Source organism: Roseivirga sp. E12 (genome assembly GCF_017592825.1).
Taxonomy (GTDB): Bacteria; Bacteroidota; Bacteroidia; order Cytophagales; family Cyclobacteriaceae; genus Roseivirga.
The window spans coordinates 1,324,426-1,339,341 of record NZ_JAGFMD010000001.1 but is presented as its reverse complement, the minus strand read 5'-3'; the positions used below and the strand labels follow the sequence as shown (position 1 = coordinate 1,339,341).

At 41.4% G+C, this 14,916-nt stretch carries 18 protein-coding genes; 13 read left to right on the top strand and 5 right to left on the bottom strand.

What is annotated here, in order from left to right; all coding sequences use genetic code 11:
• Window positions 1-1,413 carry an OmpA family protein gene (locus J4E76_RS05935; RefSeq protein WP_208502081.1) on the top strand — a complete coding sequence of 471 codons (1,413 nt, stop codon included), beginning with the start codon at window positions 1-3 and terminating at the stop codon, window positions 1,411-1,413.
• Window positions 1,414-1,585: 172 nt separating this feature from the next.
• Entirely contained in the window at window positions 1,586-1,888 is a 303-nt protein-coding gene (locus J4E76_RS05930) for a helix-turn-helix transcriptional regulator (RefSeq protein WP_208502079.1), read from the top strand.
• Between the two features lie 9 nt (window positions 1,889-1,897).
• Here the strand turns inward: J4E76_RS05930 and J4E76_RS05925 are convergent, their stop codons facing one another.
• Window positions 1,898-2,608: a YdcF family protein gene (locus tag J4E76_RS05925; protein ID WP_208502077.1), complete on the bottom strand. Its 711-nt coding sequence runs from the start codon at window positions 2,606-2,608 to the stop codon at window positions 1,898-1,900.
• 198 nt (window positions 2,609-2,806) lie between these two features.
• Here J4E76_RS05925 and J4E76_RS05920 point away from each other — a divergent pair, with 198 nt between their 5' ends.
• From J4E76_RS05920 to J4E76_RS05875, 10 genes are all read left to right on the top strand, one after another.
• Window positions 2,807-3,319, top strand: a complete 513-nt coding sequence (locus J4E76_RS05920; protein ID WP_208502075.1) for an RNA polymerase sigma factor — start codon at window positions 2,807-2,809, stop codon at window positions 3,317-3,319.
• The gene (locus J4E76_RS05915) at window positions 3,306-4,073 is read left to right on the top strand and encodes a HEAT repeat domain-containing protein (RefSeq protein ID WP_208502073.1); all 768 of its coding nucleotides are present in this window, start codon (window positions 3,306-3,308) and stop codon (window positions 4,071-4,073) included. Before J4E76_RS05920 ends, J4E76_RS05915 begins: the two co-directional genes overlap by 14 nt.
• Before the next feature lie 80 nt (window positions 4,074-4,153).
• On the top strand, window positions 4,154-4,933 hold the full coding sequence (locus J4E76_RS05910; RefSeq protein ID WP_208502071.1) for a hypothetical protein: 780 nt from the start codon (window positions 4,154-4,156) through the stop codon (window positions 4,931-4,933).
• 65 nt (window positions 4,934-4,998) lie between these two features.
• A complete protein-coding gene (locus J4E76_RS05905; protein ID WP_208502069.1) occupies window positions 4,999-5,754 on the top strand; it encodes a hypothetical protein in 756 nt (251 codons plus the stop codon).
• A gap of 3 nt (window positions 5,755-5,757) precedes the next feature.
• Window positions 5,758-6,447, top strand: a complete 690-nt coding sequence (locus tag J4E76_RS05900) for a hypothetical protein (RefSeq protein ID WP_208502067.1) — start codon at window positions 5,758-5,760, stop codon at window positions 6,445-6,447.
• 76 nt (window positions 6,448-6,523) lie between these two features.
• Window positions 6,524-7,504 carry an alpha/beta fold hydrolase gene (locus tag J4E76_RS05895; RefSeq protein ID WP_208502065.1) on the top strand — a complete coding sequence of 327 codons (981 nt, stop codon included), beginning with the start codon at window positions 6,524-6,526 and terminating at the stop codon, window positions 7,502-7,504.
• A gap of 130 nt (window positions 7,505-7,634) precedes the next feature.
• Window positions 7,635-7,910 (top strand): hypothetical protein, encoded by a 276-nt coding sequence (locus J4E76_RS05890; RefSeq protein ID WP_208502063.1) that lies wholly within the window; start codon window positions 7,635-7,637, stop codon window positions 7,908-7,910.
• Between the two features lie 150 nt (window positions 7,911-8,060).
• A complete protein-coding gene (locus J4E76_RS05885; RefSeq protein ID WP_208502061.1) occupies window positions 8,061-8,564 on the top strand; it encodes an outer membrane beta-barrel protein in 504 nt (167 codons plus the stop codon).
• Between the two features lie 28 nt (window positions 8,565-8,592).
• Window positions 8,593-9,822 carry a sulfite oxidase gene (locus J4E76_RS05880; RefSeq protein WP_208502059.1) on the top strand — a complete coding sequence of 410 codons (1,230 nt, stop codon included), beginning with the start codon at window positions 8,593-8,595 and terminating at the stop codon, window positions 9,820-9,822.
• A complete protein-coding gene (locus J4E76_RS05875; protein ID WP_208502058.1) occupies window positions 9,822-10,208 on the top strand; it encodes a hypothetical protein in 387 nt (128 codons plus the stop codon). The genes J4E76_RS05880 and J4E76_RS05875 overlap by 1 nt, the downstream gene beginning before the upstream one ends.
• Window positions 10,209-10,237: 29 nt before the next feature.
• Here the strand turns inward: J4E76_RS05875 and J4E76_RS05870 are convergent, their stop codons facing one another.
• Genes J4E76_RS05870 through mltB form a run of 3 tightly spaced genes read right to left on the bottom strand, consistent with a single transcriptional unit; the run spans window position 10,238 to window position 12,030 of the window.
• Window positions 10,238-10,555: a hypothetical protein gene (locus tag J4E76_RS05870; RefSeq protein ID WP_208502055.1), complete on the bottom strand. Its 318-nt coding sequence runs from the start codon at window positions 10,553-10,555 to the stop codon at window positions 10,238-10,240.
• A gap of 43 nt (window positions 10,556-10,598) precedes the next feature.
• Complete coding sequence (locus tag J4E76_RS05865) at window positions 10,599-11,042, bottom strand: SRPBCC family protein (RefSeq protein WP_208502053.1); 444 nt, start codon at window positions 11,040-11,042, stop codon at window positions 10,599-10,601.
• Between the two features lie 16 nt (window positions 11,043-11,058).
• Window positions 11,059-12,030: a lytic murein transglycosylase B gene (gene mltB, locus J4E76_RS05860; RefSeq protein ID WP_208502051.1), complete on the bottom strand. Its 972-nt coding sequence runs from the start codon at window positions 12,028-12,030 to the stop codon at window positions 11,059-11,061.
• Between the two features lie 725 nt (window positions 12,031-12,755).
• Here mltB and J4E76_RS05855 point away from each other — a divergent pair.
• Entirely contained in the window at window positions 12,756-13,961 is a 1,206-nt protein-coding gene (locus J4E76_RS05855; RefSeq protein WP_236017278.1) for an aminotransferase class V-fold PLP-dependent enzyme, read from the top strand.
• A gap of 1 nt (window position 13,962) precedes the next feature.
• On the opposite strand, the gene J4E76_RS05850 is transcribed toward J4E76_RS05855, so the two are convergent.
• Complete coding sequence (locus J4E76_RS05850) at window positions 13,963-14,847, bottom strand: kelch repeat-containing protein (protein WP_208502049.1); 885 nt, start codon at window positions 14,845-14,847, stop codon at window positions 13,963-13,965.
• Window positions 14,848-14,916: the final 69 nt, after the last annotated feature.

Genomic DNA, 14,916 nt, shown 5'->3' with positions numbered 1-14,916 from the left:
ATGCGCAAGTACCTAATGATTATGATGCTCGGATTTTTTGCTCTGACATCTTACGCACAAACTCAAGACGATCCATGGTGGGTAAACATTGAGTTGACCAACAATAAATTCAGCTATCGATTCTGGGAGAGTCTTTTTGACTTTGGTCAGCTTGATAATTCAGGCTTCAGAGTAGGGGTAGACAGATACCTATCTAAGAGCTGGGATGCTGAATTTGGCTTTTCTTATGGAAAGCTTAGACACGAAAATATTTTTGAAGGCAACGTAACCGATGTTGATCTTAAAGCAGTATACAAATTGACCAATGGCCGTATCTTCAAAGAGGATTCAAAAGTTGCTCCTTTTTTGTTTTTAGGCGTTGGACTTAATTCGTTCAGTAATATTCAAGGTTTTTTCGATGAATTTGAAGAAGGTACTTATGCAACCATACCAATGGGTGCTGGTATTGAGTTTAAAGTAACTGAAGGAGCTAGCATTACTACTAAAGCTTCTTATAAAAACAGTATTCAACAAGCTCCAAGCTACATGCAGTATTCTGTAGGAGTTTCTTTTTCTCTTGGTAGAAAGAAAGACTCTGACGGAGACGGCATATACGATAAAGAAGATGCTTGCCCTAACCAAGCAGGTCCTGCTGAGAACAGAGGTTGTCCTTGGCCTGATACTGATGGTGACGGTGTATTGGATAAAGATGATGCATGTCCTAGCGAAGCTGGAACTCTTGGAGGATGCCCTGATACTGACGGTGACGGCATTAAAGATTCTGAAGATACGTGTCCTACTGTTGCAGGTATTGCCAAATTTGGCGGATGCCCAGATTCAGATGGTGATGGCGTTCAGGATTCTGAAGACCAATGCCCTAACGTTGCAGGCACACTTAACGGATGCCCTGACCAGGATGGTGATGGTATTAAGGATAGTGATGATGCATGTCCAACAGTTGCTGGTACATTAAATGGTTGCCCTGATTCTGACGGAGACGGCATCAAAGATAGCGATGATACATGTCCTCAAGTAGCGGGTATTGCTGCTAACAATGGATGTCCTGAAGTAAAAGAAGAGGTAAAAGAAGCCTTAGATCTTGCAGTTAAGAATATCCAATTCAACAGTGGTAGCGATGTATTGAAGACTTCTTCATACGCTTCACTAAATCAAGTTGCGGAGTTGATGAAGGAAAATACAACTTTCGGTTTGAAACTTAGCGGATATACTGATAGCACTGGTAATGCAGATAAGAACTTGGAGCTTTCTAAAAGAAGAGCCAATGCTGCGAGAGCTTACCTAATTGCTCAAGGTGTTGACGAAGGTAGGTTATCTGCTGATGGCTTCGGTATTGCCAATCCAGTAGCTGATAATAACACAAGAGAAGGTAGAGCTGCAAACAGAAGAGTAGAGTTAGAAATAGTGTTTGAATAAGAGAATAATCAAGTTTAGAATGAAAGGGTGCTCAACGAGAGCGCCTTTTTTACGTTATATAATAGGGAATGAGACGATTTAAGGGTTATTTCCCCACATATGAGGAAAATTTAGAACATTTCTTTTTTAATATGAAAGTATGTTCATATATTTGTCGTATAACCTAAGCGTAATGGAGAGGCAACTTGACCATGAGAGAGTTGAGAAGATTGCATTCGTTCTCAAAACAGTAGCACATCCAATGCGTGTGGCCATCATTGATGCCTTAAGTGTTAATGAGAAGATGTCTGTTAATGACATTACCGCATATCTAGGTCTCGAACAATCCCTCACTTCCCATCACTTGTCCAATATGAAAATGAAAGGAGTGCTTGGCAGCAAGCGTGAAGGAAAGAATATTTTCTACTTTTTGAAAATGAAAGAAGCACCCGAGTTGATTAAGATCCTTGAGGATGTTAATGTAATGGTCTTTTAGACTGCCCCACTAAATATATCCCATCAATTTATAGGTAGCAATACCCACCATTTCCTTTATCAACTGTTCCCAACGTCCAATAGCCTCTGATTTTGGAATAAACAGATCATCGAAGTTTGCTGTGGATCGTGTAGTAAGAAAACCAGCTGGGAAGATATCAAAGTCCACGCCCTGCTTTTCTAGACAGAGCTTCGAACGCGTCATATGGAAAGCTGATGTTATCAATAAGTATTTCTGATCAGGGAACTTCTCTTTTAAGATTTTAGCCACGTTTACCGCATTCTCATAGGTATTTGCGGCATCAGACTCCTTTGTAATCACAGAGTCTGGAACTCCCGCCATTGTTAGGAAGGATTCTAGTCGATCGGCTGCTGCCGTATTTTTAACTTGTTGAAAGCCTAAGCCACCACTAACAATGATGTTCTTTACTTTGCCCTCATTATAGAGCTGTAATGTATGCGTAATTCTATCGGCACCATTTCCAAAATAAACGCGATCTCTTGGTGCCTTGCTGCCCTTAGTTACACCAGAGAAGACTATTGCAACGTCATAATTTCCAACCTCTTCCATAGGAATGGGTGCGTACTCCCACCAGAGCATTACTCTATTGCTTATATATTGATTAGAGAAGAAAACCAAAAGAAACACGCCTGCCCAAAAAAAACTCTTCTTCCATTTGCTAGACTTAAGCCAGGCCGACAGTAGAAATAATCCAATCATCCAGGTGATCGGACGAACAAAAAATGCCAGTATTTTAGAGAGAAAGAAAAACATGATCGATTGCCACGAAATTACCTCCAAGATTTATATATTCCTTATCTATTGATAATCAAAATGTTATATCCTTTTTCTTTTCTTGAAGGATTTTTTTTTCGGCATTGTGTAATGCCATTGTCACACCCTCGTCTATCTGATTGAATGGAGTTGCTAGAGTTTAAATCAAAGGTTCTACCCTTAAAGGATCGATTGTTTAGAATTGCCCTTGGCATGCTAAAATCGGTTGAAGAAGCAGAAGATACGCTTCAGGATGTAATGGTAAAACTTTGGAATAAAAGAGAGCAGCTAAGCATTTACTCAAGTATTGAAGCCTTTGCAGTAACGATTACAAAGAATCAATGCCTTGACAAACTCAAGTCTAAGAAACATAAGAACCAGATGGACATTCAAGAAATGGAGCTAGACTCGGGTTTTATAAGTCCATATAGGAGCCTTGAGTTATCAGAGAGTATGCAAGTGATGATGAATGCCTTCCAAGGATTGCCAGAACAGCAAAGAATGCTGGTTGTGTTGAGGGATGTGGAGGGGTTTACATATGAAGAAATAGCCGAGCAAACAGGCCTTCAGGTAAATAACATTCGAGTGGGCCTTTCCAGGGCCAGAAAAGCAGCAAGAGCTGCTTATTTAAAAGTGAGCAATTATGAAGGAGTATAAAGACATAGAACACCTTATTGAAAAATTTTACAACGGGGAGACTTCTCTGGAAGATGAAAAGCAACTCCATGTTTTTTTCCAAGGAGAAAGCATCCCCGACCATCTAAAGTCATATAAAGACCAGTTTTTGATGTCAGGAGCTGTTTCGGACATGACGAGTAAGCTTTCAAGCGATGACCTTTTTGCTAAGCTAGATCAGCAAGAGGCAGAAGAAACCAAGGTTGTCGAAATGAAAACTTACAGCTTCTCATGGGTCTACAAAGTCGCAGCAGCAGTGACCTTGGTATTAGTAGGCTTTTGGGTAGGTAATCAGCTTAATTCTAACCGTGAGATGTCACAAATGCAGGCAGAGCTGAAGGAAATGAAGAACCTTATGTTCGCCCAAATGGAAGGTAGTTCAGCAAGTGGCAGACTACAAGCAGTCAATAATTCCATGGACCTAGCTGAAGCCGATGACGAAACCGTGGATGTACTAATTGCTTTGCTCAAGAATGATGAAAGCATGCATGTGCGGACCAAAACAGTAGAGGCCCTTACGAAGCTTGGCGGTACTGAAAAGGTGACAAAAGCATTCTCCGATGCACTTTTGAACGAGACCGAACCTGCTGTACAAATCGCCTTGATTGAGGGGCTTGTAAGCATGAAAGAAGATGGGGCAACGGAAGTTTTAGAAAGAATTACGAAAGATGAAAAGGTGCTCAAGGAAGTACAAGAGGAGGCTCACTTGGGCATCTTCAAATTGAAAGAATTATAAACCAATTAGAATCGATTTTAATACTGAATAGCCCAATGGGCAAAAACTCAAATATCAACAACAAGAAGAAAAAAAGGAATATGAAAAAGTTAAATATAAAAATCGCATTAACAGCACTAGCCTTATTCGCTACAATAGGATTGAGTGCACAGGAGGCTTACTCTGTAAGTATTTCGAATGCTTCAAGTACGACCATTGTCATTAAAGAAGTAAACAGGGTAAGTGTTGAAGCATATGACGGCACAGAAGTACTGATTGAAAACAGTAAAGGCAATGCTAAGCCAGAACGCGCTGAAGGATTGAAAGCCTTAAGTTCAAGAGGGGAAGACAATACAGGTATTGGTCTTAATGTTGAGAAAAGCGGAAATGAGGTGACTATTTTCCAAGCCGCTAGAAGACCACAAGGTAAGTACACCATTAAAGTGCCAAAGTCAGTGAAAGTTCAAATTGAACACACGGGAAACTGGGAAGGTGGAAAGATAGAAGTGTATGGTGTGACTGGTGAGCTAGAGATTTCAGGTAGATACAATAGTGTTTATTTAGAAGATGTAAGTGGTCCGGCTTTAGTCAATACTGTCTATGGCAAAGTGGAGGCAATCTTCACTGAACTTAGTCAATCTGGCCCTACTTCTCTAGTGTCAGTGTATTCAACAGTAGACGTAACGCTGCCTGCAAACACAAAGGCGGATGTGAGTATCAAGACACCTTACGGAGAGGCATACTCAGATATGGAAATGGAGTTTCCTAAGTCAGAAGGTATGAGAAAGGTGAGCTCTACAGTGCAAGGGACACTTAATGGCGGTGGTGTTGAGCTAGCCATCAAGGCTTCTTACAGCAACGCTTACTTAAGAAAGAAATAAGGTTAAATAAAGAATTGGTACCGGCAAGCGGTGCCAATTTTTTCAGGTCAAAAAACTCAAACATCATGAAATCAACAATCCTCACACTGATGGGACTTTGTATAATGGTCTTGACCAGTTTTGGTCAGGAAGAAGTCGTTACAGAATCCTTTCCAGTTAAGAAATCAGACAAAATCACATTAGATTTTAAGTATCCGGAACTTGTCCAGATCAAAACCTGGGACAAGGATGAAGTCCAAATTAAGTCAACCGTCTATATCAACGGTGGCCGCGACAATGATAGCTTCGAACTATCAACTGATAGAGATAGAGGTGCAATACGGATAAAATCTAAAATCAAGAATATCGGCAAATTCAAAAACGCCAGCTACTATATAGGTAGAAGCAATGATGATGACAACGACAATGATAATGACGTAATCATCTCTAAAAATGGCACTAATGTAACTGTTGGAAAAGGAGGCAAAAGCTACTACGATGGTGTTCGGATTTCTGTTATGCTAGAAGTTACAGTTCCAAAAGGCGCTGACTTGAATGTAGATGCACAATACGGTATGGTTGAAGTAATTGATATACCAATGAGCATTAACGTTGAGGCAAAGTACGGTGGTGCCGATATCAGTTTGTCGGAATCAGCCATTGAATCCCTTTGGGCAGCTACTTCCTGGGGACAGATTTATGCGAACCTGTCTCGAAAGATGGACATAGGAGGCAATGATATGCCAGGCAAAGAAATGACAGCTCGCATACAGAACGGTCGTGGAAGCAAGTCTATCAAAGTGGATTCTGAATATGGCAATGTGTTCTTACGCAAAAACTGACCCATGAAAAAGCTAAGCCTTATCATCATGTTTGTGCTCTTCGCACAAGCAGTATTTGCACAACAAGAAGTTTTCGAAAAGTCGATCAAATATAAAGATCAACGCATTGATCTTAGAGCCGATTTCGCTAGCCAGGTGGCGGTTTCCAATTGGGACAAAAACGAAGTGATGATCAAAATCACTTATGAAATCAATGGAGGGGAACTGAACGAGGCTGTTGACATTGATCTTCGGGAACAAGATCATCGGATCAAACTCAAGTTAGAAATTGACGAAAAAATGATGCGTAATTCCAATGTTAGAGATTGTGACAAGGAAGATGCCATGACATGGGGGAGCAGAAATGGTCCACGCGTTTGTGCTGAAGTTTTTGTCGAAGTTTTTATGCCTAAGGGTACAGACTTGGTTATGGAAACCGTGATCGCTGACGTTTTAGTTAGTGGAGAGTTTAAGGATTTGGATATAAAAACGGTAACTGGTGATATCGATTTGACATGGCCAGAGAAGCACGGTGCGGACATTCAGTTGAAGACAGTTAATGGGTCCATTTATACCAACTTTGACTTTAAGCGGACTAAAGATAAAGGCTTGCCAATTATTAGTTCTCACGATTTGGAAACCATCTACAAGGACGGTGGACGTTACATGAAGCTGGAGACCGTAACCAGCGATATTTACCTGAGAAAGGGCTAAACTCATCTGTTGGCATTGAACTATTTCTCTTTTCAATTCATCATTAACGTAAGTGCTTACATAAATTAAGGATGCTATGAAAATGATTTTTCTTTCTTTTTTTCTGTTGACCTTATTTAGTTATTCCTTCAGCCAGGTTGAAACACCTCCTGGGCAATTAATCGATGTGAATGGATATAGTCTCCATCTCATATTAGAAGGTGATGGTGGACTACCCGTAATTATGTTTCATGGGGCTGGAGACATTGCTTTGATCTGGAATTTGGTATTACCTAAGGTCGCAGAATTCACCACGGCTATTGCAGTTGATCAGGCAGGGGAAGGTTGGAGCGAACATGGGCATGCTATTCATATGAAACAACAGGCTTTTGATACTTATAAAGCTTTGGAAAATGCAGGGATTGAAGGCCCCTATATTCTAGTGGGGCATTCGTTGGGGGGGATACTTGCAAGAGTTTTTGCCGAAGCGTATCCAGAACAAGTAGCTGGTGTTGTCTTGGTCGATGCTACTCATCCGGATGTAGTATTAAAGGTCTATAAAGATGGAAGTTCAAGCTGGAGAAGAATGCGTGAGACTGCCACTTCATCCACTATTCCTGAGGCGAACAAGGAATTGCTGCTGGATAAACCAGTGCTAAAATCATTTCAACCTAGTAAGGAGTTTGGAGATATGTTGGCGAAGTTTTCCGAAGGGGACCAAGAAAGGTTTCAATGGTTTTATAATCAAAGGCCTTACACCTATGTACCCGGCCGAAAGAGTTTTGAGTCAGAAGTCTTGCAGGAAGTATATGAGAATCCGTTAAAGTATTCATTTGGAGATAAGCCTCTGATAGTCATCACGGGAGGAGACAAGTCCTTTCCTGAAGGTGATGAGCATTGGAGTACCGAATCCTTGAGAGCGCATTCAATTAAATTACAAAAGGACTTACTCAAACTTTCAACTGATGCCGAACAAATAATTGCTAAGAAGAGTGGTCATCAAGTGCATTTAGATGAACCTGATTTGGTAGTCGATGCTATCAGGAAAGTTTATAAAAAGTTAAAAAGTAAAGATTAGCGTTAATCACTGTTAATATTCGGTAGATCATGCAACATTTTTTGAACTGAACGCATCTATACTACAAAGGCAACCATTACTTCGGTAACCATTTTTAAAAGCCGGAGTCTAATAGAGAAAGAATAGCAGAATGTTTACCCAACCCACTTTGTACTTAGGAACCATGAACGGTCAGCATAAAATCACCCTCAGTGGTGTGGTGTTCTATGTAGAAGAAGAATGCCGCAAACTTTTAACCGATCACCTCAATATTATTAACCGATCGAGCTCCGCCATTAAGTCTACAGAAATGGTCGATGAGAGAATGGCTGAAATGCTATTGGACGAACTAAAAGAAGAAGGAAAAGAAGTGATAACGCATAGAGCCGTTGAGCACTTTATTGAACGAACAAGATATTTAAGATAACCTGATTAGTTTTTGGTTTGAGGTAAATTAAAGCAGGTGTTTTCTATCCCGATCCTGGCGCATCCCGTCAGGATCTTTTTTTGTACTCTATTTGACAAAGTGCTAATAGTATTTCAGAAGTTCTAACCGATAATTGCGACATTAATAGGTATGAAGTCTAGAATCGTACTGATTGCTCTTTTTTATTGCATGGCTTTATCTCCAGTTTTTGCGCAGATTATTCCTGGTGGAGGCATTATCTATGGAGACGATATTGAAGAAGTAGGTATTAACCTGAGAGCTTATAAATTCTTTAATGAGAGAATCTGCTTCGGGCCAGAATTCACATATTTCAATAAACATCAAACGGTAATAGGAGGAGAACAGGCCGAAATCGGACTTTGGGAAATCAACTTCAATGCACATTATATTTTTGAGGTAGGCGAGGGCTTGGGCCTCTACCCACTGACAGGATTGAACTTTAGTCGAGAAGTAGAAAAAGTTGAGGGTCATAGCAATCTATCCGAATCAGTGCTGGGTTTTAACCTTGGTTTCGGAGCTCATTATGAAAAGAATAAGCTGCTATTCTATGCAGAGTACGATCGCCTGATTAGCGATTTAGGACAAAACAGTTTTACCGTTGGTGTGCTATTTATTTTAGGTAAAGAAGATTAGTGTTTTCTTCGTGCCGAAGCCTTTGAATATGACAAAGAGAAGACAATTCATAAAAAGAAGCGTGTTGGCAAGTCTGTCAACCGTTATTGGAACAAACATCGTTTTTGGTGAAAAAATGGAGAAAGATTACGAACCACTTTTCCTCCAAGACAATGATCCCCAAAGTCTGTTTGGCAAACATGCAGAAATGACGACCCTCAATGATCGTCCGTGGAACATCGAAGCAAAAGCCCACTTGCTTGACGATGCGGTAACCCCTGAGGATCGGATGTTTATTCGTAATAATGGCGTTATCCCAAGAAACATTGACCCAGAGAATTGGACCTTGACTATTGAGGGTGAATCTGCTCAAAACCAAAAAAGTTATACGCTCAACGATCTTAAAACAAAATTCAAGGCCTATACTTATCAGTTGACATTAGAGTGTGGAGGCAATGGACGGAGTGAATTTAATCCACCTGCCAAAGGTAACCAGTGGACCATTGGGGCGGTTTCTTGTGCTAACTGGACTGGCGTGAGGCTCAAAGACTTGCTCGCGGACGTTGGCGTCAATGGTGATGCAGTCTATATCGGCTACTATGGCAAAGACACCCATCTGAGTGGCGATCCCAATAAAGTAGTGATCTCAAGGGGTGTGCCCATGGACAAGGCCATGCAAGACGAAACTCTGGTAGCCTTTGCAATGAATGGCAAAGACATTCCATTGGCCCATGGCTATCCACTGCGATTGGTTGCGGGAGGATTCCCAGCATCAGCATCTGGTAAGTGGATCAATAGACTTGTCATCCGAAATATTGTTCATGATGGCCCGAAAATGACAGGTACAGCCTATAGGGTGCCTGCAGAACCTGTAGCTCCCGGAACAGAAGTACCTGAAGAGATGATGAAAATTATCGAATCGATGCCAGTTAAATCTTTGATTACTTATCCTAAGTCAGGAGCTATTGTTAAAGAAGGTCAAAGCTTGGAGGTGAGAGGTCATGCTTGGGCAGGAGAGCAAAGTGTAAACGAGATGGACATCTCCATCGACTTTGGTGCCACTTGGCAGCGAGTCAGACTAGGTCGACCTAAGAATAGATTGGCCTGGCAACGATGGTCGGCAGATGTGAAGCTTCCTCAGAAAGGATATTATGAAGTATGGGCAAGAGCGACTGATTCAAATGGCAAAAGCCAGCCAATGGTGGTACCCGGTTGGAATCCAAAGGGTTATTTAAATAATGCTTGCCATCGTATTGCGGTTAAAGTAGTGACGGTCTAATGAAGTACTTTAAAACGATAACGCTGAGCTTTCTGCTCTTTACTATAGCATGGGCCTGCAATTCTCCGAAGGAGGAGAAAGAGACACTCATAGAACCCACGTCAGAAGAACTTACATTAGATAAGAATGGGTTGGTTAATGCTGATGGAAAGAACCTAGTCTTTAGCCAATGCTCAGGATGCCATTCTCTTAAGCTTGTAACACAGAATAGAGCTACACGCGATGGTTGGAAGAGTATGATTGTCTGGATGCAGCAGACTCAAAATCTTTGGGACTTGGGCGATAATGAAGGTAAAATCCTCGACTATCTTTCCACTTACTATGCTCCTGCCGAGCAAGGCCGTAGAACTAATTTGGAAGTCGGAGAGTGGTATGAGTTGGATTAGTCTTTGTACTAAATCAAAACGGCTAGAATCTAGTTGTATTCCCGTTTAAGGAAAGTAGTTAACTGCTGTTGAAGGTTTTCCTTCCAAGGACCAAATGGCATAGCGAAACCTGTGCAGTACCTTACAATTGCAGAGAAGAAAGTCCTTACTCTCGAAGGCTTTTGTACTCTTATTTCATTTTCATGAATAGTAATTTGAGCAATGGTAAGCCACCATGCGCTTACAATGACTGTTCGTCCTGTGCCTAGCCCAGCGAGTTTATAGGAATATCTATCCGAAAGTCCCTCCCTTAATGCCCCAAGTAATTCCTTAGGTGTAGGAGTTAAGTTAGTCGTGGTTACTATCATAATACTCTTTTGACTATATCAAGATAAGCATTTTCATGTAATGTTAACTCAAGCTCTCGGCAAATACCTTAAACTGATTCATCCATTTCTGACTTTGTTTTTTAAACATTCCGGGAAAAAGCTTCGCCATCATTTTGGGCATAAAGCCATTGAACTTGGTGTACTCTACTTCTGAAATATATCTAGTCTGCTCTGGGGAGATTTCTTGAAATCTGGTGGTTTGAGTATTGGTCATATGAATGTGTGCATAGAGCGCTTTTTTCTCCTCTGGCAGGTTATTGGATATAATAGTTTCGGTGAGTTCCATCTTTCTATTTCCTTGCCCTAGAAGAATGAGAGACTTGGCACCCACTGTATGTGGCTCTCCTTCAAAGTGATTGATGGACTGAAACCCGTCTTGCCACTTATCAAAATACTTTTCATCTTCCCAGAGTTCGACAACTCTTTTGATGGGTAAATCAATATCTATGGAACAGGTATATTTCATAGATCTAAATTAACATTTACTCCCCAAAACCCTTCTTAATCTCTTCGGCCAATTGATATACCGCCATGGCATAGAGTGGACTATGGTTATAGCGAGTAATTACGTAGAAGTTGTAAAGCCCAAACCAATGTTCGGTATCGCCATCTTTATCAAAAATCAGCATCGTGGCAGGTAGGTCAGCTTGCAGCTCTTCGGCAGGGTTAAAGCCAATTTTAGTATAGTCCGAGACTTTGTTTTTCGGTCTTAGGGCTTGCTTTCTGAGTCCTGTGATCTTACGTGTCATCTCTGCTCTGGATGTGATAGGTTGCCCCTTTTTCCAACGATGGACTTTTAAGTAGTTGGCTACACTGGCAATCGCATCCTCTGGGCTGTCCATCAGATCACGAGTACCATTCTCTTCAAAGCTTTTGGCATAAGCTATATAACTGCTAGGCATAAACTGGGTATAACCCATTGCCCCAGCATAGGAGCCTAATACTTCAGTGGCTTCAAGGTCTTCTAGTTTGGACAGAGTTAAGAATTTCTCAAGTTCAGACTTGAAGAATTTTCCTCTTCTTGAATAGCCAAAGCCTAATGTATAAAGTGCATCTAATACCTTGTAAGAGCCCTTGATTCTGCCGAAGTATGTTTCTACTCCAATAATACCTAGGATAATCTCGGTGGGTACTCCCGTATCGGCACTTACCTTTTCGAGGGTAGTTTTGTGCTCCTTATAGAATTCAATACCTGCATCAATGCGACCTTGTTTGAGGAATATCTTGCGGTAGCGTTCCCATGTCATGGTGCCTTCGGCTGGCCTGGAAATCTTGTCAATGATGTCTTGCTGGAATTCTGCCTGCCTAAGAATGGAGAGGACTTCGTCCTTGGTGAAGTTCTTTTCTTTGGCCGCAAAGCTCGCTGCAAATTGCTCAACTGCAGAAGGTTCTATCTGGGCGAAAGAAGCTAGGCTGATCAAGGTGATTAGAATTCCAAAAAGAGATTTGCGCATAGGATGAATATATGTTGTCAAATATATAATACGTAGCATAGGGTCAAAAGGCTTATTATAGATATGGAGGTTATTTTAGTTATGAGCTATGAGTTGCGAGCCTTGAGCTTTACATCACAAGTTTCCACGAGGTCCTAAATGTTGGGTTCTTTGGATTATCTGAAGCTTACTTTTCTTGAGTCTTTGACCTCCATCCTCAATCCATTGTCTTCTAACTTCCGTCTTCTAACTCCCTGTTCAAGTCATCCCGAAGTATGAGGGATCTTAACCACTAAAATGAGCTTTGTTCTTTCAGGATGGTCAAGATTCATCACTGTTTCTACCTGCTAAGCAGGCAGGCTCAGAATGACGTTCTAATAAAAACATATGTTTCCATCTTCAGTCTACTGTCTTCTAACTTCCGTCTTCTAACTCTATTCCACGTCATCCCGAAGTATGAGGGATCTTAACCACTAAAATGAGCTTTGTTCTTTCAGCATGATCAAGATTCATCGCTATTTCTACCTGCTAGGCAGGCAGGCTCAGAATGACGTTCTAATAAAAATATATGTTTCCATCTTCAGTCTACTGTCTTCTAACTTCCGTCTTCTAACTCCCTGTTCAAGTCATCCCGAAGTATGAAGGATCTTAACCACTAAAATGAGCTTTGTTCTTTCAGAATGGTCAAGATTCATCACTGTTTCTATATGCTAAGCAGGTAGGTTCAGAATGACGTTCTGATAAAAATGTCCGTCATAAATTTCTATCTTTCCTGCATGTTTGATGCCAAAGACATAGAACGCTTTCGAGAGGAGACCGATGGGGTTAAAGAAGTGATTCATTTGAACAATGCAGGAAGTGCCTTGCCGCCCAATGTAGTTCGTGATGCCGTAGTGTATTATACCGCAGAGGAAGCCACTTTCGGAGGCTATGAAACCCACTCACGGTACTTTGAAGAAATCGAATCTACCTATGACGTGATTGCCCAACTGATCAATGCTTCAAGAGAAGAAATTGCTTTGGTAGAAAATGCCACTGTGGCATGGAATGGAGCTTTTCAAGCCATTGATTGGCAAGATGGTGACGAAATTATTACCAATCAGTCTGACTATGCTAGTAACTATATTTCTTATCTGCATCATCCACGCGACCTGAATATTAAGGTAATCCCTAATCTCCCAAATGGCGACCCTGATCTAGTAGCGTTAGACAAGTTGTTTACCGACAAAACCAAGCTTGTTTCTATTACACATATGCCTACCAATGGAGGTTTGGTGACTCCGGTTGAGGCTATAGGTAAAATTGCAAGAAAGCACAATGTACTCTACTTATTAGATGCTTGTCAGTCCGCTGGTCAGTACCCTTTGGATGTGGAGGTCATTGGTTGCGATATGCTTTCCGTTACGGGTCGAAAGTATATGAGGGCACCAAGAGGAACCGGCTTCCTGTATGTAAGAAAATCTGTCTTGCCGAAACTTAGGCCATTCTATGTTGATTTACATTCAGCAAATTGGACTGGTAAGGATACTTATGAAATCCGATCCGATGCACGCAAGTTTGAAAACTGGGAAGGAAATCGAGCGGCAACTTTAGGTCTCAAGGTAGCCTGTGATTATATCAATGAGATTGGTATCGAGAATATCTGGGAGCGAGTGCAACAGCTAGGAGGCTATTTGAGAAACGCACTTTCGACAGTCGATGGTGTCCAAGTACATGATATCGGTTCGATAAAGAGTGGTATTGTATCCTTCACCGTTGAAGGTCATACAGCCAATGAGGTGAAAGAGTATTTACTGGAGAGGAAGATAAATGTCTCTTGGAATGGTGTGCCAAACACTTACTTGGATATGACTGCCAGAGGTCTCAATGAGATTATTCGTGCTTCGGTACACTACTATAATACAGAGAAGGAGATTGATGTTTTTATCAAGGCATTGGTGCAACTGAAATAGGCTATCTGTCCCATTTAGCCCATTTATCCGCGAATACCCAGAAATCAGTAAGTCCGAACTTTTCTGGACTCGCGCCCCCAAACATTACAATCTTCTTAGCATCAACCTTAAAGATGGCTGGTTTACCAGCTCTAAACGGGCCTTGATTATCCAACTGAGTCCACTGGCTGTTCTTGAACTGCCAAGTGTCATTTAAGTAGTCGCTGTTATAGCCACCGAAAATCAATGATGCCTCACGGTGTGGGTCATAGACTGCAGCGTGATGATCTCTAGGAGCAGGGCCATCAATATCTAAAACGTGCCATTGACTATCCTTCATAATGAGAGTTTCTGAGGGTAATTGTTTTTTGCCATCCTTTCTTGAAAATCCGCCAAAAACCAGAAGTCCTTTAAGGTTTGGGTCGAAAACCATGGTATGCTGCATGCGACCCTTCACATCACTTTTTACCTCAGTCCAATTTTGTCCATCGAAGGTCCAGGTGTCGGAGAGACTGTTACGATCGTTGCCGGACCCTCCAAAGAGATAAATCTGTTTTTCAATGGGATTGTAAGTAATCCTATGAGATTGTCTAGCAGTGGGAACGTTTTGGGTTTTGATTTCTTTCCAGTTTTCACCGTCAAAAGTCCATGTATCATTCAGAAGCCCATCTTTACCTCTACCACCAAACATATAGAGTAGTTCTTTATGGGTGTCATAGGTCATGGAATGACCGCTTCTAGGACTTGGTGATACGAGGCCATTTACCTGAGTCCAAATCCCATTCCATATCCAAGTATCATTGAGTCTTTCTTGATTAGCATAACCACCAAAAAGAACGGCTGAACCAAGATGATCCATATAGGTCATAACCGGTTGGTTTCTGCCCAAAGGTTCGTTCTGGGCCATTGATTCCAAATTCAACAGTAGGAGACTTATAAATGAGAGGAGAAGCCGCACCACTTGTTAAACGTTTTC

Bases quoted from the DNA above. Each gene is read 5' to 3' on its own strand.
- J4E76_RS05870 (WP_208502055.1), bottom strand. From the start codon at position 10,555: ATGATAGTAACCACGACTAACTTAACTCCTACACCTAAGGAATTACTT.
- J4E76_RS05850 (WP_208502049.1), bottom strand. From the start codon at position 14,847: ATGGCCCAGAACGAACCTTTGGGCAGAAACCAACCGGTTATGACCTAT.
- mltB (WP_208502051.1), bottom strand. From the start codon at position 12,030: ATGCGCAAATCTCTTTTTGGAATTCTAATCACCTTGATCAGCCTAGCT.
- J4E76_RS05875 (WP_208502058.1), top strand. From the start codon at position 9,822: ATGAAGTACTTTAAAACGATAACGCTGAGCTTTCTGCTCTTTACTATA.
- J4E76_RS05930 (WP_208502079.1), top strand. From the start codon at position 1,586: ATGGAGAGGCAACTTGACCATGAGAGAGTTGAGAAGATTGCATTCGTT.
- J4E76_RS05905 (WP_208502069.1), top strand. From the start codon at position 4,999: ATGAAATCAACAATCCTCACACTGATGGGACTTTGTATAATGGTCTTG.
- J4E76_RS05925 (WP_208502077.1), bottom strand. From the start codon at position 2,608: ATGATTGGATTATTTCTACTGTCGGCCTGGCTTAAGTCTAGCAAATGG.
- J4E76_RS05890 (WP_208502063.1), top strand. From the start codon at position 7,635: ATGTTTACCCAACCCACTTTGTACTTAGGAACCATGAACGGTCAGCAT.
- J4E76_RS05880 (WP_208502059.1), top strand. From the start codon at position 8,593: ATGACAAAGAGAAGACAATTCATAAAAAGAAGCGTGTTGGCAAGTCTG.
- J4E76_RS05935 (WP_208502081.1), top strand. From the start codon at position 1: ATGCGCAAGTACCTAATGATTATGATGCTCGGATTTTTTGCTCTGACA.
- J4E76_RS05855 (WP_236017278.1), top strand. From the start codon at position 12,756: ATGTCCGTCATAAATTTCTATCTTTCCTGCATGTTTGATGCCAAAGAC.
- J4E76_RS05910 (WP_208502071.1), top strand. From the start codon at position 4,154: ATGAAAAAGTTAAATATAAAAATCGCATTAACAGCACTAGCCTTATTC.
- J4E76_RS05895 (WP_208502065.1), top strand. From the start codon at position 6,524: ATGAAAATGATTTTTCTTTCTTTTTTTCTGTTGACCTTATTTAGTTAT.
- J4E76_RS05920 (WP_208502075.1), top strand. From the start codon at position 2,807: ATGGAGTTGCTAGAGTTTAAATCAAAGGTTCTACCCTTAAAGGATCGA.
- J4E76_RS05900 (WP_208502067.1), top strand. From the start codon at position 5,758: ATGAAAAAGCTAAGCCTTATCATCATGTTTGTGCTCTTCGCACAAGCA.
- J4E76_RS05885 (WP_208502061.1), top strand. From the start codon at position 8,061: ATGAAGTCTAGAATCGTACTGATTGCTCTTTTTTATTGCATGGCTTTA.
- J4E76_RS05915 (WP_208502073.1), top strand. From the start codon at position 3,306: ATGAAGGAGTATAAAGACATAGAACACCTTATTGAAAAATTTTACAAC.
- J4E76_RS05865 (WP_208502053.1), bottom strand. From the start codon at position 11,042: ATGAAATATACCTGTTCCATAGATATTGATTTACCCATCAAAAGAGTT.